At 44.8% G+C, this 18,571-nt stretch carries 19 protein-coding genes; 9 read left to right on the forward strand and 10 right to left on the reverse strand.

The features are described 5' to 3' along the window. Positions 1-159 precede the first annotated feature (159 nt). Together ICN12_RS07735 and ICN12_RS07740 are read right to left on the reverse strand one after the other, a co-directional pair. Entirely contained in the window at positions 160-882 is a 723-nt protein-coding gene (locus tag ICN12_RS07735) for a M48 family metallopeptidase (protein ID WP_216271934.1), read from the reverse strand. 140 nt (positions 883-1,022) lie between these two features. After that, a complete protein-coding gene (locus tag ICN12_RS07740) occupies positions 1,023-1,616 on the reverse strand; it encodes a hypothetical protein (protein ID WP_255537756.1) in 594 nt (197 codons plus the stop codon). A 159-nt stretch (positions 1,617-1,775) separates the two neighbouring features. On the opposite strand from ICN12_RS07740, the gene hyi reads away from it, so the two are divergent. Genes hyi through ICN12_RS07760 form a run of 4 tightly spaced genes read left to right on the forward strand, consistent with a single transcriptional unit; the run spans position 1,776 to position 5,118 of the window. Further along, positions 1,776-2,558 (forward strand): hydroxypyruvate isomerase, encoded by a 783-nt coding sequence (hyi, locus tag ICN12_RS07745; protein WP_216271936.1) that lies wholly within the window; start codon positions 1,776-1,778, stop codon positions 2,556-2,558. 60 nt (positions 2,559-2,618) lie between these two features. Then, a complete protein-coding gene (gene glxR / locus ICN12_RS07750) occupies positions 2,619-3,515 on the forward strand; it encodes a 2-hydroxy-3-oxopropionate reductase (RefSeq protein ID WP_216271937.1) in 897 nt (298 codons plus the stop codon). A gap of 9 nt (positions 3,516-3,524) precedes the next feature. Beyond that, positions 3,525-4,112 carry a YqiA/YcfP family alpha/beta fold hydrolase gene (locus ICN12_RS07755; RefSeq protein ID WP_216271938.1) on the forward strand — a complete coding sequence of 196 codons (588 nt, stop codon included), beginning with the start codon at positions 3,525-3,527 and terminating at the stop codon, positions 4,110-4,112. 4 nt (positions 4,113-4,116) lie between these two features. Then, positions 4,117-5,118, forward strand: a complete 1,002-nt coding sequence (locus ICN12_RS07760) for a DUF3108 domain-containing protein (RefSeq protein WP_216862166.1) — start codon at positions 4,117-4,119, stop codon at positions 5,116-5,118. Between the two features lie 23 nt (positions 5,119-5,141). Here the strand turns inward: ICN12_RS07760 and ICN12_RS07765 are convergent, their stop codons facing one another. Further along, on the reverse strand, positions 5,142-5,681 hold the full coding sequence (locus ICN12_RS07765) for an ion channel (RefSeq protein ID WP_216271939.1): 540 nt from the start codon (positions 5,679-5,681) through the stop codon (positions 5,142-5,144). A 290-nt stretch (positions 5,682-5,971) separates the two neighbouring features. Between ICN12_RS07765 and ICN12_RS07770 the strand changes: the two genes are divergently transcribed. Then, the gene (locus ICN12_RS07770) at positions 5,972-6,304 is read left to right on the forward strand and encodes an XRE family transcriptional regulator (RefSeq protein ID WP_216271940.1); all 333 of its coding nucleotides are present in this window, start codon (positions 5,972-5,974) and stop codon (positions 6,302-6,304) included. An 11-nt stretch (positions 6,305-6,315) separates the two neighbouring features. On the opposite strand, the gene ICN12_RS07775 is transcribed toward ICN12_RS07770, so the two are convergent. From ICN12_RS07775 to ICN12_RS07785, 3 genes are read right to left on the reverse strand one after another with little or no spacing between them, the layout of a single operon-like run. Further along, positions 6,316-6,690: an HVO_A0114 family putative DNA-binding protein gene (locus ICN12_RS07775; protein ID WP_216271941.1), complete on the reverse strand. Its 375-nt coding sequence runs from the start codon at positions 6,688-6,690 to the stop codon at positions 6,316-6,318. After that, positions 6,687-7,028 (reverse strand): toxin-antitoxin system TumE family protein, encoded by a 342-nt coding sequence (locus ICN12_RS07780; RefSeq protein WP_216271942.1) that lies wholly within the window; start codon positions 7,026-7,028, stop codon positions 6,687-6,689. The genes ICN12_RS07775 and ICN12_RS07780 overlap by 4 nt, the downstream gene beginning before the upstream one ends. Positions 7,029-7,083: 55 nt before the next feature. Next, positions 7,084-8,073, reverse strand: a complete 990-nt coding sequence (locus ICN12_RS07785; RefSeq protein ID WP_216271943.1) for a tyrosine recombinase — start codon at positions 8,071-8,073, stop codon at positions 7,084-7,086. Positions 8,074-8,749: 676 nt separating this feature from the next. On the opposite strand from ICN12_RS07785, the gene ICN12_RS07790 reads away from it, so the two are divergent. The 4 genes from ICN12_RS07790 to ICN12_RS07805 all read left to right on the forward strand — a co-directional run bounded on the left by ICN12_RS07790 (position 8,750) and on the right by ICN12_RS07805 (position 14,506). Further along, positions 8,750-10,075, forward strand: coding sequence for an amidoligase family protein (locus tag ICN12_RS07790; protein ID WP_216271944.1), 1,326 nt, complete (start codon positions 8,750-8,752; stop codon positions 10,073-10,075). Positions 10,076-10,077: 2 nt separating this feature from the next. Further along, the gene (locus ICN12_RS07795) at positions 10,078-11,034 is read left to right on the forward strand and encodes a class II glutamine amidotransferase domain-containing protein (RefSeq protein WP_216271945.1); all 957 of its coding nucleotides are present in this window, start codon (positions 10,078-10,080) and stop codon (positions 11,032-11,034) included. 512 nt (positions 11,035-11,546) lie between these two features. Then, on the forward strand, positions 11,547-12,824 hold the full coding sequence (locus ICN12_RS07800) for an SIR2 family protein (RefSeq protein ID WP_216271946.1): 1,278 nt from the start codon (positions 11,547-11,549) through the stop codon (positions 12,822-12,824). Continuing rightward, positions 12,821-14,506 carry an ATP-binding protein gene (locus ICN12_RS07805; protein ID WP_216271947.1) on the forward strand — a complete coding sequence of 562 codons (1,686 nt, stop codon included), beginning with the start codon at positions 12,821-12,823 and terminating at the stop codon, positions 14,504-14,506. Before ICN12_RS07800 ends, ICN12_RS07805 begins: the two co-directional genes overlap by 4 nt. A gap of 46 nt (positions 14,507-14,552) precedes the next feature. Here ICN12_RS07805 and ICN12_RS07810 read toward each other — a convergent pair whose 3' ends face one another. The 4 genes from ICN12_RS07810 to ICN12_RS07825 all read right to left on the reverse strand — a co-directional run bounded on the left by ICN12_RS07810 (position 14,553) and on the right by ICN12_RS07825 (position 18,571). After that, the gene (locus tag ICN12_RS07810; RefSeq protein ID WP_216271948.1) at positions 14,553-15,632 is read right to left on the reverse strand and encodes a relaxase/mobilization nuclease domain-containing protein; all 1,080 of its coding nucleotides are present in this window, start codon (positions 15,630-15,632) and stop codon (positions 14,553-14,555) included. Between the two features lie 14 nt (positions 15,633-15,646). After that, complete coding sequence (locus tag ICN12_RS07815; RefSeq protein ID WP_216271949.1) at positions 15,647-16,099, reverse strand: hypothetical protein; 453 nt, start codon at positions 16,097-16,099, stop codon at positions 15,647-15,649. A gap of 121 nt (positions 16,100-16,220) precedes the next feature. Further along, positions 16,221-16,460, reverse strand: a complete 240-nt coding sequence (locus tag ICN12_RS07820; protein WP_216271950.1) for a hypothetical protein — start codon at positions 16,458-16,460, stop codon at positions 16,221-16,223. A gap of 26 nt (positions 16,461-16,486) precedes the next feature. Further along, a complete protein-coding gene (locus ICN12_RS07825) occupies positions 16,487-18,571 on the reverse strand; it encodes an LPD7 domain-containing protein (protein ID WP_216271951.1) in 2,085 nt (694 codons plus the stop codon).

Consider the following 18,571-nt stretch of genomic DNA (forward strand, 5'->3'; position numbering starts at 1 on the left):
ACCCTGAGGTAGCCCCCAGACTTTAAATACTCAGTAACTACTTTTAGCTTGAACTGCGTACTGTATTTGCTCATGAAGCTGACCCCTTTGAGTTGGATTTGGTGTCCAACTTTTGTGGGTCAGTTCAAACAAGGGGCTTTTTTTATTTCAACAGATTCCTTAAAGCTTCTTAGGGGGTAGTGGTTTGGGTGCCACTTTATATAGTGGCTCTACGGCTGGCATAAGCGCGGTTAATTGCTCAATCCTAGTTTCACCAGAAGGATGGGTAGATAAAAACTCTGGGGAGCTCTTATCTTTTGTAGCCTTGATCATTTTTTGCCACACGGTGATTGCGCCGTTTGGGTTATATCCAGCTCTTGCTGCAAGCTCTAGACCAATCGCATCAGCCTCTGATTCATTCTCTCTTGAGTTTGGCAGTACAAATACATAGTGGGCAACTTGATTAGCGGCGCTCACTGCTGAACCATAACCGCCAGCTGCGGCCATTGCAACATTCACTGCCAAGTTCTGCGCCATGGCTTGTGATACACGCTCTCTACCATGCTCTCGGAGTGCATGTGCAATCTCATGACCCATGATGGCAGCGATTTCATCGTCATTTAAATTCAGTTGCTCAATAATCCCAGTGTAGAAAGTAATCTTACCGCCAGGAGCGCAGCTTGCATTTAAGACCGGAGCATCAATGAGGGTCAGGCGCCAATCCCATTGCTTGGTGTCATCACGAAATGCTTGAGTCTGCGGAATAAGTCTATTGGCTATGATCTTTAAGCGATCATAGCTTGGACCCGATGTGACCAATAGATTTTTTTCTTTTGCCTTTTGATTCTGCTCGTTATAACTTACAGCAGAGAGGCGATCCACTTCCGCAGAAGAGGCCATCATAAATTGAGATCGACTAACACCGACAACCCCTGGGCGAGTGGTGTTAGCACAAGCCGAGAGGAGGGTAAGAAGGGCAGGGACCCAATAGATACGAATGTTCAGATTAAATCCTTGCTATTACAGCGTATTGCTTTTATTTCTTACTTCTTTTTTGGAGATGTAATCGATGCAGCCATTGCATCAAAGTAAATCACCTTCACTTGTTCTCCAACGTTCACATCAGCCAACAACTGTGGGTTCTTGACTGTCACTACAGTCACCTTGCCACTTGGACCTTTAACTGACACTAATTTTTTAGCGCGATCCACATCAATAATGTCAGCAATGATCGTAGTTGTATTAGTGATAGTGCGGGCTGGTTTTTCACCAGGCTTGGAAGCAACCTCAGATGAGGTTTCCACCTTGCTACGAATGCCGTCACTCTTAGTTTTGATTAACTCAATAGCAACTGCTAGTTCGTATGTAACGCTGAGACGATCACCTTTTTTGATTTGATCAAAGCTTTTGATCTCTGGACCAGCAATGAACTTCGATTCACCTTCTTTATTTTTGAAGAAAATCGTACGAGTTTTCTTATCAATCTTGGTTACTGTACCTTCGTACAACTGGAAAATATTGTCTGTAACTGCTGCATCAACCACGACAGCATTTGCAGCAGTAGGGGCTTGAGCCATCACTAATGCTGGACCTGCCAACAAAGCTGCTGCTACGAGGGTAATTGGGGCAAATTTCATTTTCATAACTTTCCTTATTTTTTGAGTATTTCTTCCTAGATATTAGCGTATTTTTAGCCCCAATTTGTCTTTAACAGCCCTCCCATTGGGCTCAAGGTAATTTATGGGCTTCTTTGATAACATCAGTTCTTTCGCAGCTCCACGACCCAAAGGAATGAGATGCCCCGTTTTGCAGCCAACCTCACGATGTTATTTACCGAAGCACTATTCTTGGAACGCTTTGCGCTAGCCAAGACCGCCGGGTTTAAAGCAGTCGAATTTCTATTTCCCTATGCCTTTGATGTAAAAGAGATTAAATCCGCCCTAGATAACAACGCCTTAAAACTGGTTTTGCACAACCTTCCTGCTGGAAACTGGGATGCTGGTGAGCGTGGAATAGCCTGCTTGCCAGATCGTGTCACCGAATTTCGCGATGGAGTTGCTAAAGCCATTGAATATGCAAGCGTCCTAGGCGTTCCACAGTTAAATTGTCTTGCTGGTAAGGCGCCAGCTGGGCTTGATCCAAAAGTTCTGCACGATACCTTTGTTAGTAATCTTCAATACGCAGCGAGTGAACTTAAAAAAGCCAGCCTAAAACTCCTCATCGAGCCGATCAACACCTTTGATATCCCAGGTTTCTACCTTTCAAAAACAGAGCAGGGAATTGCCATTTTGGATGCAGTCGGCGCCGATAATGCATTTTTGCAATACGACATCTACCATGCGCAACGCATGGAGGGTGAGCTAGGTAATACGATTCAAAAGTATTTAAGTCGCATTGCCCATATTCAATTGGCTGACAACCCTGGACGTAATGAGCCCGGTACTGGTGAGATCAACTATAGCTACCTCTTTGATCTATTAGATCGCATGGGCTACTCCGGCTATATCGGCTGCGAATACAAACCCCTCAAAACCACCGAAGCTGGTCTTGGGTGGATGGGGCAATACGAGCAAGAGTGAGCTCTCAAATCCGGCCCCACATATAAAAATATAGAAAATTAAAATTTGGAGAATGCAGTCATGGGTAAATTAAAACTGGGTTTTGTTGGTTTAGGAATAATGGGCGCCCCAATGGCAGGCCATTTAGTAGCTGCTGGACATGAAGTCTTCATCAGCACTCGTAGCAAAGTGCCGGAAGAGCTTGCCAATAGCGCAGCAATCGTCTGCGCTAGCCCTGCAGAAGTTGCAAATAAGGCGGATATTATTTTCACGATGGTGCCAGACACCCCTGATGTTGAAAAAGTACTCTTTGGCGAGAATGGCATTGCCTCTGGCTTAAGCAAAGGCAAGATCGTAGTTGACATGAGCTCAATCTCCCCAATTGAGACCAAAGCATTTGCTCAAAAAATCAATGCACTCGGATGCGGGTATTTGGACGCTCCAGTCTCTGGTGGTCAACTTGGAGCCAAGGGCGCAACACTCACCATCATGGTAGGTGGTAGTGAAGAGACCTTTGCTCAGGTTAAGCCCATCTTTGAATTGATGGGCAAAAACATTACCTTGGTCGGTGGCAATGGAACAGGTCAAATTACAAAAGTGGCCAATCAAATCATCGTGGCTTTGAACATTGAAGCTGTTGCTGAAGCGCTCTTATTCGCATCTAAAGCCGGAGCAGATCCCGCCAAAGTGCGCGAGGCATTGATGGGTGGTTTTGCTAGCTCCAAGATTTTAGAAGTGCATGGTGAGCGCATGATCAAAAGAACCTTTGACCCTGGCTTTAGGATTGAGTTGCACCAAAAGGATCTCAATCTCGCACTCAGTAGCGCTAAAGCCTTAGGCGTCTCATTGCCTAATACCGCTACAGCCCAAGAATTATTAAACTCTTGTAGCGCTCATGGCGGTAAAGCCTGGGATCACTCTGCCATGGTGAAGGCGCTTGAGAAGATGGCAAACTTTGAAATAGGCCAGAAGGTTTAAGAGTCTCTGATGAAAACAACCCTACTCGTTTATCTACATGGCTTTCGTTCATCTCCAAATTCAACTAAGGCGGTGATGACGGGTGAAGCGGTGAGTGCGCTCTCGACAAGCAACCATACATACGAATGGTATTGCCCGCAATTGCTAGCATCACCAAAAGAGAGTATGGAGATGGTGATTAAGCACATCGATCAATCTAAAGCGGATCGCATAGTGATCATCGGATCTTCTCTGGGGGGCTTCTACACAAACTACCTAGCAGAAAAATATCAATGCAAAGGTGTTGCCCTTAATCCTGCGGTGTATGCCGCCAGAGAATTAGAGCCACATGTTGGCATGATGACCGCCTACGATAGCGAAGAACCTTTTGATTTCAAGGCCGAGTACATTGACGAATTGCGAGCCTTGCAAGTAAATACAATTTCAGATCCTAAGCGTTATTTTTTAATTGCTGCTAAGGGCGATGAGCTTCTGGATTGGAAAGAGATGATTGCTTTTTATCCTGGAGCAAAGCAACTGGTGTTAGAGGGCAGCGATCATGGAATTGCTGACTATGCCAAGCACTTATCGGCAGTGATTGATTTTATCGAGCATTGATTTCTTGATTGATTCATTTAGCAATCTAATTCACAGTATTCGCAGAAAATCTCTGTGGATTCTGCTTGCTGCAATCTTTATATCCATCGTTGGCCATCTCATCCTATTTTTTGGTATTCCCTTTATTTCATTTGCTAGTGCACCGCCTATCTCCGAAGATCTCATTATCAAAACTGATCTTCGCGTTGAACCCCCTCAAAAGATTCAACTTGCGACAGCGCCAAAGAAAAAATCTCCACCCAAGAAAACCACCGCCGTATCGGCAGACTTGCCAGAGGCAAGCAATGGAAAGCAGGGCGCCTTGGGAAATCAAACGGGGCAAGCATTTCGCCTGCCCGAATCAGGAACGTATTATTTTGACGCCTATGTTGATGGTCAGTTATATCAAACAGCTCAACTGGACTGGATAACAGAGGGCAACAATTGCCGCCTCTATATCAACATTCCTTATGCAGTCGTTGGACCATTTGTATTTGAATCCCGAGGATCTGTAGATGCTTATGGAATAGCGCCTTCGATTTACTGGACACAACGTGGAACAAAGCCCCCGCGCTATTCTCGGTTCGATCGAGATCAAGGTGGAGCAGGGAAGATGTATTTCTCCGAGAAACCGGAATTTTCCCCCGATTTACTGCCAGGCACTCAGGATCGGTTTAGCCTCATGTTCCAATTTGCCTCTCTTTTAAATGGCAGCGATAAGATTGATGAAGCGGGTAGCGTTAAAGCGCTTCCCGTGGTTGACTACAACACCTTAGAGATGTGGCAATTTAAGAGCTATGGTGAGGTGGAGTCGGACGACATCCCAAGCCTAGGAAAGTCGGTGAATCGCCATTACGCCTTAATGCAGCGTGAAAATGATCCATACAAGCGTCAGGTCGATATTTGGCTGGCTAGAGATCTTGACTGGCTTCCTGGCAGAATGCGTTCCCTAGAGGCTAATGGACGTGTTCTGGAGCTTATTTTTAAGCAGAAGGCGCCCATCGATAAGGCGAAACTCATCGATTAGAGGACTCCGAATAATGGTTGATCCTAGAATCCAGATCCTGATTTGGGGTTTTTGTTTGATCTGCCCAGCAACGCACCCATCATTGAGTACATTGCAGCGCCGGACATGGAGACGGCAAAGATCCCCGAGAACGAGATGATGATCGGGAGAATTCTCCATTGCTCAGATAAGGTGTAGTCACCATAACCAACAGTCGTATACATTTCACCAGCAAAATAGAAGGTTTGTGGATTGGTTGGGAATACCTGTAAAGCCACGCAAATATAAGACCAAGCTACGATTTCAAGCAAGTGGCTAGCAATAATCAACAAAATCGCAATGAAATACGAGAGAAAATTAGCGCCGTAAACCCGCTTGTTTTCAAGCCTGCTATCCAACCAATGGAAGGTGCCAGCAATCATCAAGACAGCTACACCATGAAGTGTCAGCATGAAGCATGCCAGTAGCAACACGAACCAGATCTCACTATTGCCCATATCCGTATTAATCTCAGAGAACAGCGTGCTAAAGCTGGGGAGATTGTGAAGACCGGGAAGGTTGGCTATACGCTCAAATAAGGACATGGACTCTTAAAGATTAGGGCTTGGGTTTAGTCTAATTTCTTGTTTGACATAATAATGATTATACGCATCTTGAATTAATTTAAAAAAGACAAGAAAGAACTAGAACCATCCTCCGTAAGAATTAAATTAACGACAGATTAACAAAGAACTCACGCAAATGCAAGGGTTTAATGCTAGGTTATGACAATAACGATTTGACTGCAATTCATTAGTAATTCACATAAGGTAGAGTAGATGAATGTCAATTTTTAGTAGAAAATTACCTAATTAGGTAATTTTATAAGGCTCATATGAAGGCAACGCAAACCAAGGTTTCTGGTCCATTTCAGACCTATAACAATGCTAATGCTCTACGTGAAGATTTGGCAAATACCATAGCCTCGCTGATTGAGTGGCGGGAATTAAATCAGGTAGAGGCTGCTGCACTCATGTCTATAAGCCCATCCAAATTGTCCGTATTGCTTAAATACGCAAGAGAGCCAAATGCCCAACTAGGTACCCTCAGCATAGGAAAAATGATTGAATGCATCAATTGTTTGGGGGTTGATGTGGATCTTATTGTGCGCAGACCCAGGAGCAACAAACCCCAATTCCCAGGGCAAACAAGGCTGGGTCTTGCATAGGTTAGTAGTCCCTACCCTAGGGTGGCAAACATTTCAATCTTTGGTGAAACAGCTTTAACCACCTTTTCAATGCCATGCCCAGGGTTAGTTCGTTTTTGTGAAATCAGCAACCCAACCTTTTCCAAAAGGCTAATATCCCTAGTAATGGCAGAGCGCTCACGATGCAATTTTGTCGTCAATTGGGTGATGGATTTTGGCTCCTCCATTACCTCCAGCATTAGACGCCTGCGCGCCTCAGAAAGAACCATAAACATCTCTTGAGGATCTTCAAACGAGAGGGTTGCTACCTTCTTAAATGACTGTGAGCAATCTGCCTTTTGCGCAGCTTTGCGTGCTCGAGAAAAAAAGCTCTCAACTTTATCGGCACGAATAACCATTTTTGTCATCTCTTCTCCTTTTTGATCTTTTGAATAATGCCTTGCCACTCTTGCTCAAACTGCTCCAGCGTGTGCTCGTAACTCACAAATTCTACCGGCGTCACCTTGCCCATGAAATGCCTGTGATGGTAATTATGCGCATTATCAAATCCAAGTACCCTGCCATTGTCCTTTTGACAAATCAATCTATTGATATATGCCAGGTTGTATCTAGTGACAACGGTATGCCCATCCTCAAAATAACCCCACACTTCAAAGCTAAGGATCCCCCCGCCTTGACTTGCTTTAAGGTAGAAAGTCTCCCTCTCAATTAGGGATTCAACTTTCTCTCGCTTACTCTTGGCCATGACCAATTATATACCAGTTATGTAATTATTTATCATATCTGATCATAAGGCAAATTTAACGGACATTAGGATAATTAAAGCGGTGCAATTGATAGTGCCTACCTTTTTCGAGGGATATATTGTGAAAGCTCCCCCCTCTAGGGTGATGCTGTTTGTGAACTCGTTTTAGCCTCGCGATTGAGGTATGGGTGTAGATTTGAGTGGTTTGAACGCTCGCATGGCCAAGTAACTTTTGGATCACAATTAGATTTGCGCCGCCATTGAGTAGATGGGTAGCAAACGAATGCCTCAGGGTATGCGGGCAGACTTTTTTGGTAATACCGGCACGCAGCGCATGCCGCTTCACAATTAAGCGGCAAGTTCGAGTATGAAATCGCCCTCCTTTGCCCTTGCCAAGGAATACGAAATTTGCTCTGGAGCCAGCCGCAACCCTCATTCTGTAGAGTCTCGATCGTATTTCCTCTAGGTACCGAGATAGCCAGTGTGCTGCAATTGCCCCGAAAGGAACAATGCGATCCGACTTGGATTTACTCGTATTGGCGCGAACGATAATGTACTGATCAGGCAGATATAGGCTTGTAATTTCCAGCATAACCAGCTCACTTACCCGCATCCCAGTCGCGTAGAGTAGCTCGAGCATGGCCCTATCCCTTAGGCCAATTGGTGTCGTTGTGTCCGGCGATTCAATGAGCCTGGTTACCTCTAGCTCCGAAAGAATATTTGGAAGGGATTGCTGGGACTTAATGGGTCTGAGCCCTAAGCATGGGTTTAATTCTAGTTTGCACTCACGATCCAGGTATCGATAGAGGCGTCGCAAAATTGAGATGCGTAAATTATGTGTACGCACTCGATTGGTGGCCGTGATTTCTAGAAAGCCTAAAATATCTTCAGATGTTGCGCCTAAGAGGCCCTTCCCTTCATATGCTTTAAGCCACTTGCTAAAGGTTAGAAGCTCCTTCCGGTAGGTTTTGATGGTGTTGCTGGACCAATAATTATTAAGCCAGCCAGAATTTAAGAATTGCTCTATTAGTTGCTCACTCCGCATTAGCTACCATTTGCCGTAGATTTTCCAGCAAAAGATTTTAGACTCGACTGCACGCTAATGCCGACAAAATGCACCGCTTATTTATGGAATGCAAAACTTAAAAATAAAAATCGGAGTACCCAATATACTTTCACACTGATACTTTTCGACTATTGACTTAAAAGTTAATTTAACTGGGTCATGGCACCACAGAAATACAAATCAAATTTACAAATGAATTTTGCCGCGCTTAGCTAGCAAAAGTTGCTTTTCAAACTTTCTTTTTACGGCCTATAAGTGTGTGCTCGTTCGAGCACACGATATTGATTTGCCAAGCTTGCAATGAACGCGTTCATTGCTGCGCCTGACAATAACTTTCAACCTCACAGTTGTACCGATCTTGGTTCTCTGTGTTCTACGGGTCGTTTAGGGCTCTTTGTGCTCATGCTTAGCACAAACGCCCTGCTCTTCAAGAGACTTTCGCGGCATAAAACGCCAGGGACACACAAGAAATTTCTTGGTGTGTGCCCCTGACATTTATTCCACGGTTCTCTTGACCCGTAGCCCCCATCGCCCTGCAGCTCGTCCAACCGTGAGGAACACCCAAACCCTTGAAAGATGAAAAGAAAGGAAAAAAGTTTTAGGAAATACAGGGTGTTTTTTGCGGTTCTTTTGATTATTTAAAAAGGACAAGCAAATGAATTTAATTGAACACAGAAGTAATGGTGCAACCAATGAGTATGTTCGGTTTTGCATTAAATCAAACATAACGGGCAATACGCTTTATCACCGCAATGGTGGTGGGCTTACAAATTTTATTAGCAACAAGAGTAAGAATTTTCAACTAGGCAAGGCGATTGCTAAGGCAATTCGCAATAGTGCCTCTGATGAGGCAATGGAGCTAATCAATGAAAGTGCAGTCCATATTTCAGAAGCCTATCGTTTGTTTGAAAATGCCTTTGGTGTAAATGTATGCTGGTGCGACCATTGCCGAAAGTTGGTCTATGACGAAGATTGCTCGTCAGTTGATGGTGATGGTTCGTATTGCCAGCATTGTCTAGATGAGCACTATTACTGGTCAGATCGTGAAGATCGTTATGTATCAGATGAATATAGCGATGACTACGATGATGATTCTAGTGATGGGGCGATTGGCTGTTATCACTCTAGCAAAAGAAGATTAAACAAAATTCCATCGAGTTTTGATAGTAGAAAGCCAGCCGTTTATCTTGGCATGGAATTGGAAATTGAAATTCGGGATGGTGATAGAGAAGAACGTGCCGAGTATTTACTCGATAACCTTTCTCTACACAAAACCAGTAACGAGCAAAAATACCTCTATGCCCTTTGTGAGAATGACGGCTCACTAAATCATGGTTTTGAAATGGTTACTGGGTGGACTGGACTAGATGTCCACGAAAAGCAATTATCTTTCTTTAAAGAGCGTTTTGTAGGCGCACGAAGCCACGACACTAAAACTTGTGGGCTTCATGTTCATATCTCCAAAGCGGATATGAGCGTCTTACATGGCACAAAAATTATCGAGTTCATTAACGACCCTGCCAATCGCCTATTAATCAAAGCTATTGCTAGACGGGATGAAAGTAGATGGTGCGCCTTTAAGGACAAGAAGAATAACCAAGAGTGGAAGAAGTTTGCCGTTAAGCACTTTAAAAATAATAAAGAGCATCAACTATCAAACCTTAATCAAGATCGCTATGAGGCGGTGAACTTTCAGAATCCAGCCACGATTGAATTTCGCTTATTCAAAGGCACATTACGTTTTGAAACGATTATGGCTTGCTTGCAATTTGCTTACGCCACCTATTTTTTCTGCAAAAAATCATCTAAAGCAAAGCTAACCACCGAGCAATTCTTGGAATACCTATGCCAAGCAGAGAACCTAAAAGATACCAAATACCTAAGAGAGTATTTAGATCAAAAAGGGATTATGCGAGCCGATGGCTTAACTCTGGGCGCATTTAGTTTAATCAGTCCTGATAGCTTGAAGGAGGTAGCGTAATCATGTGCTTACTCGTTATTCAACATCAAGATGCGCCAAAGTTAGGCAAAGAATGGTTAGCAGATTTTTATTCTCATAATCAAGATGGTGTCGGCGTGATGTATGCCGATGGTGGCAAGCTGATTGTCAAGAAAATATTGCCTAAAACTGCCAAGGATTTTGAGAGCTTCTATAACAAAGAAATCACAGGCAAGTTTTGCGCCTTTCACCTTCGCATGAAAACGCATGGCGATATCAATCTTGAAAATTGCCATCCCTATGAAGTATTAAATCAACAAGAGCATGGCATTGATTTATGGCTCATGCACAACGGAATTTTATCAACTGGTAATGCTTCAGATGAAACCAAGTCCGATACATGGCACTACATCAAAAATTATCTTGTACCGATGTTGGCTAAGAATCCTGATTTTGCCTTCACAGAACCATTCGCTGAAATTGTGGCTGAGCATATCGGGTCAGGGAATAAGTTTGTGCTGATGGATAACACGGGCAGATACCAAGTTATTAACCAAAATGTAGGGGTGCAATGGGGTGGTTTGTGGTTATCCAATACTTACGCATGGTCAGCACCATATCAAGTATCGAAAAAATCGAAAAAGGCAAACTGGGGGCAGGAAGTGACTGTATTGCCAATAGCCAAATCTCGCTACGGACTTAGTTCATGGGGTAATCAATCCTTAATCGAAGAAGAAACGCTAGAGCTAGAAGATGAGGAAATTTATCTGCATATTGAGAGCGAACTTGCTGATCTTTCATATTTTGGGTATCAGCAAGCCAGCGACATTGATTTTGCGCTTGCCTATGAATTTATCTATCGCATGGGTATGGATGCTTTCTTTGAGATATTGGAGTGCCTAAGAGAGGGCAATATGCTGGAGCGTGAATTTATAGCGGTTATGGAAAATCCTGTGAAAGCTACTCGCTATATCAAGACACTTGTGGGGGAGGACTACTAGGGATTAGGTACAAAGCTCATTTTGCAGGTTCACCATCCCGTGTTGGGGTGGTGAATTCAGAAGGAAGTTACTCATGAGTAACTGTAAAAAAGTTCCTACGTAGGAACTCTGAGCCTTATCAAAATCAATCGAAGATCAAGAAGGAAATCAAAATGAGGTGGGTGATGCGCTTAATCAAGATCGAGGCACGGGAGGGCATCTTTGGGGTGCAATGGGCGTTTGATTGACTAGGGGAATCTGCAAATTCAGCCAAAACCCAAACCTTCGACCCATCTAGCAAAATCGGTGGTGGAATGACTGAAAAGTTCCTACGTAGGAACTCTGAATCTAGTGCAGGATAGGCTTATCGCCGGTATGAGTGTTACATAAGAAATACATTAGTAAACTACAGGGAAGTAAAGAATGCTCAATCCGGGAATAAGCTCTGCACGGTAGTCTGTAGAAACGATTAAGTGTTTGCTGGGCCAGGCGAAAGTAATGGGTTTATTGTTGTAGCTATAAATGGGGGTTAAATGAAAATCAGGTCTGCATACACAAATAAATCATGGCTGATGCCATCATCGATTAGTTCAACGGCATCAGGTGAAAAGAAGTCGGACCGAGACGAGGCGAAGGAGCAGATTCACCGCTCACTGGCTGAAATTGTGCGGTGCCAAAATTTGATTGTGCTCTCAGGTCTTGGAACCTCACTTTGCCTGATAGATGATTCCGCTCCTCCAAAAAGAAAGGCTCCAACAATGCCCGACCTCTGGGGGCGAGTGAAGGCAGCCTATGAATCAGGCGATGAAAGCCAGTGGAAAGAGCTTCTTGAAAGCGTTCGTCACACCACAGGTAACGAAAACATCGAGGAATTGCTGTCAGCTTGCAAAATCGCCGAAAACTTTCTGCGCGATGGAGAACTAAAGCGGCTTCAGGCTTTTATCCAACTGGCGGAAACAGAAATTCGTACAGCCGTCAACTTCTTAAAAAGTGCGGACTCGTTGCCTGTACATGGCGCATTCCTTCAACGGATTGCCCGTCGCTCCTCCGGGAAAAGTCGAGCAAAGATTTTCACCACCAATTACGACCTCTGTTTTGAGCACGCAGCAAAAGCTGGGCGCTTTGTTGTGATTGATGGTTTTTCACCCACACTCCCGCCAACGTTTGATCCTGTCTATTTCACGTACGACATAGTTCGGCGAGGTTCGGAAGGTGATGCATCGGCATTCATACCCAATGTTTTTCACCTTTACAAGCTGCACGGGTCAATAGATTGGGAACGCTGTGCGGGTGATATTGAAAAGAAGCACGACACCGACAAACCCCTTCTTATTTATCCGCGAAGCAGCAAGTATGAACAAGCCTTTTCACAGCCGTATCTTGAAATGATCGCTGCCTTGCAGTCCGCATTGAGAGAGCCGAATACGGGTTTATTGATTGTTGGCTTTGGATTCAATGATAATCATATCGCTGAACCCATCCTGTCTGCAATACGTTCAAACCTTGGACTCAAGGTTGTAATTGTTGATCCTGCCTTGGTCAAAAGTGTTGATGCTCACAAACACGTAGCGGACGGTGGTGATAAAAATGACTTGAATGAAGATGATGAACAAACTGGCAATTTAGGCACAGCCAGGACAAATGCGTACCTTTACAAAATCATGAGCCTGATGGATCAAGGCGATGCTAGGTTGACATTTCTCAATGGGACATTTGAGGATGTAGCCAGAGAAGTACCTGATATGGCTGCCGAAACCGATCTTGAGAAGCACATGCTGCGGATGCGTGTCATCGAGGGAGACACGCCGTGAGCGGACTGCCAATAGCACCATTTGACCCAGCTCGTTACATCGGTACGGTTTGTCAGGTTGACCCGAACACGGTCAGGGTAAATCTTCCTCACGCAGCATCTCCCGTGTCAGGCCATCATGCAGGTTATGGCATGCCTGCAGGGCAAGTAGGCGAGTTCGTCCTGATTGAGAGTGAAGAACACGCGATTGTCGGACGGATCACGGAAGTCAAACTTCCTGAACGAGACAGATTGACAGTAGAGCCCACCGCTGACAATGGCAGTGATGCCAATCCGATAGGGTTGATTCAGTTGCTCACATCCATCGAATTGGCCTCTGGAAAAACTGTTCGTGGAATACCTGCGCATCCTCGCATTGCTCAGCACGTATTTTCGGCCCACCCTTTGCTTATTAAGCATGCTGTCGAGCAAGGATACGAAGCCGACCGAAGCATCCGCCTAGCTTTCTTGCCCCACTCATTGAACACAATGGTGTCGCTGACTCCTGAGGCACTTTTTGGGCGCCACTGTGCAGTTTTGGGGGCAACAGGCGGCGGCAAGAGTTGGACTGTAGCGCGCCTTGTCGAAGAGATAGTTCGATTGAAAGGAAAAGCCATTCTGTTTGATGCAACGGGCGAATTCGAAGCATTGAATGATGGCGTCAGGCACGTTCATCTAGGAGGACAACCAGAAAATGCAAAGGGCGAGACGCGGGAGTTTGTCGGCTATCCATTCAACCATCTAAATGAAGCGGATTTTTTTGTGATGTTTAACCCGACGATGGCATCACAAGCGCCCAAGCTAAGAGAGGCTTTACGTAGTCTTAAACTTCTAGAGATTGATGGCACCCTTGGAACCGATGGATGCTTAATCAAAGCGAATAAATCTAAAAAACCAATCGAAGATAAATTCATAGAGTTTGCCGACCGAATTGAGGCGGAGGGAGCACCTTTTAAGATTAAACATCTAGCGAGGCAAATTGAACACGAGTGCGTAAAAAGTTGGGGGGATAAGTGGAATGGAAGTGACGAGCAAATCCTAGGGTATTGCTCCACACTACTAGCCAAAATAAACGTGGCACTTCAATCTGCGCATTTGAAATGCATATTCAATCCTGAAGACTTGACATCACTACCTGAAGTGATCAATTCCTTTTTAGAATCAGATAAGCAGGTTCTCAGAATTTCGATGGCAGATCTACCGTTTGAACACAACACTCGTGAATTAGTAACAAACGCAATTGGTAGGCATCTATTGAGATTGGCGCGAACAGGTACTTTTAGGGCCAAACCTACCGTCGTCGTGCTTGACGAAGCCCATCAATTTTTAGATAAGTCTCTGGGAGATGAGTACAGTCGGGTTTCTCTAGAGTCATTCGGACTCATTGCGAAGGAGGGTCGCAAATACGGGCTAACCACATTGCTGGCCACTCAAAGACCGAGAGACATTCCAGAGGACGTACTCAGTCAGATGGGCATGTTTATTGTCCATCGACTAATCAACGAAAGGGATAGGCAAGTGGTCGAAAAGGCTTGTGGGAATATGGATGCATCAGCCGCGGCATTTTTACCAACGCTAGGTAAAGGCGAGGCAATCGTTGTTGGCATTGATTCTCCAATGCCCTTGCCTGTTCAAATAATTCCCCCCTCAGCTACGCCCCAGTCAGAAGGACCGCAATATGCTAAACATTGGAAACTGATATAGCAATGTCGAACAGATATGAAGTTTGAAGATAAATATCTTCAGCAACTTATTTAGGAATTTTAATTGGCGAGATTCCGTTATTTTTTTTCTCAGGCAACTCTTTTGGCATTTCGAACTTTTTGTAGCTATCAACAGAAAACTGACTGGCTGCAATGCTTAAAGCTCGATCTTCAATCAAAGAAGAGCCAGCCAGTAATTTTGCAATCCCCGACCAGGCAATAATTGCCCCCGCAAACTGAAATGGTTTTTTGGCTCCAGTTAATGAACTGGCAATCGGCAACTTCTTAAATACCAAAGAAAGATCATCGCTACGTGACGGTTTGGTTATTTCACTCGCCTTTACAGCCAGGCGAATTTTCTTCTGCAGAGCAACTTGGGATAGCGGAAACTTAGATACCCCTCTTGTTCGCCTTGGTGTAGCGTTGGCTGCTATGCCGATATGACGCAGTTGCTGCGCAAACTGCTCTCGCCACCTGGAAAGGTCAGCTTTGCGTGGGTTTAACCGTTTTCCCCCTCCCAATGGTGCAACCTGGATACATGCATGTATATGCGGCTTATCCGTGTCCGTATGAAGCGCGAATACATAAGCATGCTTGCCACCAAAGGTCTCCGCTAGAAACGCCCTACCTGCAGTCAAAACTGCATCCGGTGGCGTACCCTTTGGCATGGATAGCATGAAATTTATGGCGAGACGATGTTCGCTTTTCTCGGGTAAGGGTTTTCCGGTAATGCCTTGCTTCCACTCCTCCTGGAGAGCCTTAATCCCGGGTTTGGTGCCGATTATTTCGCCCTGGTCTGTCTCAAGCTCTACTTTACCGTTACGGCTAATGTAGTCCAGATGATTGCCTATTTGCTTCATGCCCTTGCCAGCCTCTTTTTTGGAGGTAACCTTGAGCATGACTTCAGGATCTCTTTTAACTGTCCGATCAATTTGATCGCGTAAGAGCCCTCCCTTGTTAGCTGCGCTACTTTTACTCCAGCCAACCCCCTTTTCTTTGTCAGAGATTGGATCTAGTAGATTAAAAACCCGAGGCTTTTTAATGACAACCCGCTTAACCGGCTCCTCAAAAAGCTTATCGCCATAGCCAAGTAGGCGGCCGTCTATGTAGATTTTTGAGTAGGGCATTTAATACCGAAATCCTAAGTATTCCAGCGGGTAATATTTGCAGCCAGTACTTGTCTCACAAGGGTAGTATGTCGACCAATTTGTTCGCGCAATTGCTCTAATACACCAAACCGGAAATTACCGATGACTGATAAATCAGCATTTGCAGCATTGGCGGTTTTGACATCGATCACGAGTTGGTTGAGGTTTCGACCAATGGCCATCATCTGACGGTTAGAGCTAACCAACGCCTTGAATTCTTCAAGATTTAATTGGGGTGATCCTGTAGCTTTGACGGCTAAAAGAGCTACAGCATAACGATTGAGAGTGGGGAAACCTTCCTTTGCAGTAAGTTCATTAAGTGCCTCACATATATCAAGCGGTACCTGTAATTCTAAGCGCCTTATTTCATTGGAATCATTAATTACAAAATCACTGTCATTTTCGTTGAAATGGCCTTCGCCATTAGCAGAGAGTTCGGCACTCATTAACTTTCGCAGTAGATTTGCAGAGGAAGTCTTTCGGGCTCTACAGTGGGCAAGCCAGGCGGCTTTCAATGACCCCGCCCGTATAGTCATGTGCCCAGAGCTTTGCCCTGCAGGCATTTTCTTACTCATACGAAACGGGAGCATTCATATAATGATCAAGCAGTGAACCTTCCCCTAGATGGAAATCCAAAACAAATAAAACATAGTTCTCTGGGGAAAGATTACTTTTGGAGGCATTATGAAGTAAAGACTTAGCGATATTCGCGGGAAGAAATATTTGCAAGGGAATTACCGCTTTGCCTATCGATTCCCCATCGGTCTTTGCCGTATCTCCATTGGTTGAAGTTGAAACCTTTTTCATAACTAAAACTTTCTATAAAAAATAAATTAGCGGCCAATCGACTGACTACGATCGATCTTGGGTTTTTTCTGGGTCTTTTCAGGGTTTAGAGTCTGCACCATGGGTTTGGCTGGTGCATTAGGATCAAAGACGGTTGGCATGGGAATGGCAACACCATTTTTAGCCAACTTATGCCCTTTGATTAAAGCCGCCCTCACAATCAGATTTACGGCCTGGCTATTTGCGCCTTTTGCTTTTGCCACCGCTCCAAAACTAATGGCTTGACTGTAGATAGCGACATCTCCGCCCTTTATCTCCCAAGTGCTACCAGTGGCTTGCGCAATATCTAACAAATCAGCCTTTTGGTTTGATATGCGAATTGATTTGGAGATTGCGTTTTTACTCAGCTCAATGGGTTGGCCGATCGCCAGCGGAGTTTTTTTAATGGCGCCTTCAAGCCCTGGGTCCCTTATCGTCTGCACTTTACCGAATAGATCTTTGTAAGAGATAAAGTAAGAGTTGTCCCCCGTTTTTCCGTGGTCAACTAAAACACCAATTTTTCGTTCATCAATAATTTGAATCTGTGGAATATTTCCAGACAGGATGCGGGCATATAGCCCTTGTTTAATTTCTGTCAATATTTCGCCGCGCTTTTCCTCATTTGGAACCGTCTTTTCAAAATAGGATTGCGCCGCTTTAAATGCCAGGAGAGTTTTACCCAGCTCAGGGAAGGCCCCTAATACCTGTTTAGGATCTCCATTTAAAAAGGCTTTGGCCTTATGAGCCCATAGAGTGTTCGAATTTGCTGGCAAAGATTGTGGCGACTGCGTTGGCCCAATATTTTGGGACTCGGTTGCGATTGAATCAACCTGCCCCGCACCACTACCGACAGAATGTGTTGGCTGGCCAAGATTAGCCAATTTAATTTCCCAAGCGTTTCTCTCGGTGGTAATCGGCTCATGGCCAAGCAGCTTTCCCGACTCATCCCAGATGGGTTTATCAGTTACAACCTGCTCTTTTCCCAGCCTCTTTAGCGAGATTTGGTCATTAATCTTTACTCCAGAATGAATTAGGGCGTCCTGTAGCCCGACACCCCAGTAGATTCGCTCTTTTCCATCTTGGCCTTCGGTTTTAATAAAGTAACTTTTCTTTGCCCCGTCACGTTTATCAAATTCATATGGAGCAGCTCCATGCGCTACGAGCCTCTCCCCTGCAGGAGAGAGGGACTGTTCGCTAGTATCACGATTTGACGGGTTGTCAGATTGGTTGGCAGTCTTAGCGCTTCTTTCGTTCCTTTGATTTTTAGAATCTGCTTTAGCAATTTTCTCGACATCCTTTCTCGCTTTTTCTGCTTGATATTTCTTTGCAGCATCGAGCCTGGCGTAATCCGCATCACTTGGGATGTAGCCAATTGTTAGCAGGCCAGCAAGCTGCGCTTGTAACCAAACTTCCTTTTTGAACTCATCGCTACCGCTAACCCTAATACTTCCCCACCCTCTACCAATTGCCATGGCAACCATAGAATCAGCAACAACAGGGTCATCGTGCTTCGTTATTAGTTTGATGCCCGTATCGCTAAATGCAAGGTCATTTTTGCGGTCTCGAAAAAAGAATAGCCCAGGATTGGCTGGGTTGCGTAAGTAACGCTCTTTAACAATTTCCGGAACATCCTCGGGATTGAGTGCGCCTAAGTTATCAGGCTTGGCGGAGCTATCTTGTGCTTTTGAAGGGGGGGCGCTGTCTACGCCTGCTTGCCCTGCAGTTTTGTTAATTGGGCCTTCCGCATACTCATAACCCTTGGCTATAAGCTCTTCAGCGCGAACGTGTTTTTTTGAATCCTGCCAGCCTGGATTTAAGCCTAATAACGCGCGATTTGCCTCACGCATATAGAGCAATAGTGAGGCCGTGTTATCGCTTGATATTGGTGCTGCCAACATACTCCTAGCTTTCGCTCCTAATGCCAGTGCAGTTAGGTCTGTAGCTTGCGCAGCGTCTTTGGAAAGTTGATCGAGCAAACCTCCAATATCCTTACGCAATGCTTGTGAGAAAAAGTCGGGGAAAAGCGGGGTTGCGTGTAGGAGAGAATTTTCAATTGCTAAATCCTCAGGGCTAGCATTTTGTAAGGTGGCCAT

Origin of the sequence: Polynucleobacter sp. AM-25C3 (assembly GCF_018882335.1) — a bacterium.
Taxonomy (GTDB): domain Bacteria; phylum Pseudomonadota; class Gammaproteobacteria; order Burkholderiales; family Burkholderiaceae; genus Polynucleobacter.